This window comes from Pedobacter suwonensis (assembly GCF_044762335.1).
Lineage (GTDB): Bacteria > Bacteroidota > Bacteroidia > Sphingobacteriales > Sphingobacteriaceae > Pedobacter.
Genome location: NZ_JBIWEB010000046.1, coordinates 1 through 1,263 on the forward strand (window position 1 = coordinate 1; position 1,263 = coordinate 1,263).

Annotated in this window: 1 protein-coding gene and 1 pseudogene; both read right to left on the reverse strand. The window is 43.8% G+C overall.

Annotation, left to right across the window (positions count from 1 at the left end):
* Positions 1-130: 130 nt before the first annotated feature.
* The gene (gene istB / locus ACIQXP_RS25165; RefSeq protein WP_387508780.1) at positions 131-856 is read right to left on the reverse strand and encodes an IS21-like element helper ATPase IstB; all 726 of its coding nucleotides are present in this window, start codon (positions 854-856) and stop codon (positions 131-133) included.
* Between the two features lie 18 nt (positions 857-874).
* Positions 875-1,263 (reverse strand): annotated as a pseudogene (locus tag ACIQXP_RS25170) (IS21 family transposase); the annotation flags it as partial.

The following is a 1,263-nucleotide window of genomic DNA, read 5'->3' on the forward strand; positions in this document are numbered from 1 at the left end:
TTGCTGGATATTCCGAGAAAAGTTTACCAGTATTTCCGCTTTGAAACCTTACCAGGTTTTCCGACGCAAAGGTTACCAGCGACAGCTGGTTTATTATAAGAGTTGCTTTTTTGTTTAACAATAATAAGGTTTATTTTTTCTTTCTCAAAGATTCCCCCACGAGTTCAACTTTATGTGCCGATGCTGTCAGTCTGTCAAGTATTGCATCTGCAAGGCTAGGTTCGTTAATGAACTCATAATATTTATCCAGCGGAAGCTGGGAGGTTATGATGATTGAACCATTTCCATACCTGTCTTCAAGAATGTCAAGTAGTGCGAGTTTTGCGTCATGGGAAAGCGGCTTGAGTCCAAAGTCATCTAGAATAACAACTGCATGTGCAGCTATATTTTTGATCCACTTTAGGTAGGTCCCGTCAAGTTTTGCCTGCCCGATAGCCTCCAAGAATTTATTCATAGCAAGATATAGTACTTTGTGTCCCATCAGGCAGGCATTCCTTCCCAGTGCACAGGCTAGGTAACTTTTTCCGCAACCGGTTAGCCCATGGATAAGGATATTCTGAGACCTATTGACCAGACTGTCATCAGATAACTGGCCAAGCATCTCTCTGGTCAGCCCACGTTCCGGTTTGCAGATCACTTCCTCAAGCAGTGCATTGTAACGGAGCCTGCTGTTTTTCAACAACCTCTCGGTTCGCTGAAAGTTGCGATGCTCAATTTCAGCCTGACAGAGCATTGCTACCAGGGTATATGCATCTTCCTGTTGATGACTGGGTAGGTTTAGCATGGCCTGATAACGTTTTGCCATGCCGGGTAGCCTAAGTGAATTAAGCTGATCCAGTGTTGATTGTTTATTCATTTTATTTGGAATTGATTTCTAGTTTAGCCTCTCATAGGCTGCCGCTCCCCTGTGATTGTCATGGTCGGGGATTGGTGAACCTTCAGGAACAGTATCCTCCTGAAGATCCATATTGTTGGATAGTATATTGTTGAGTACCCCATAATTATATTTATAACCTCTTAAGGCTCTCTTGCAGGCATTCTCGACACGTACTGAACCAAAGGAACTTATCAACCTGAGAATACCCAGACATGGCCCATAAGCCTGGTGAATGGAGATCTTACTTTCCATCAGCTTACTGAAGAACTGATGGGTGGCCGGACCGTTTTGCTCGGCTTTTAGTAAATAATAATCAGGATCCCAACCGCGCCTTTCAGCAATCTTTCTGTGATTTTCCGGCATATGCTCCAGATCTGTGGTATAGC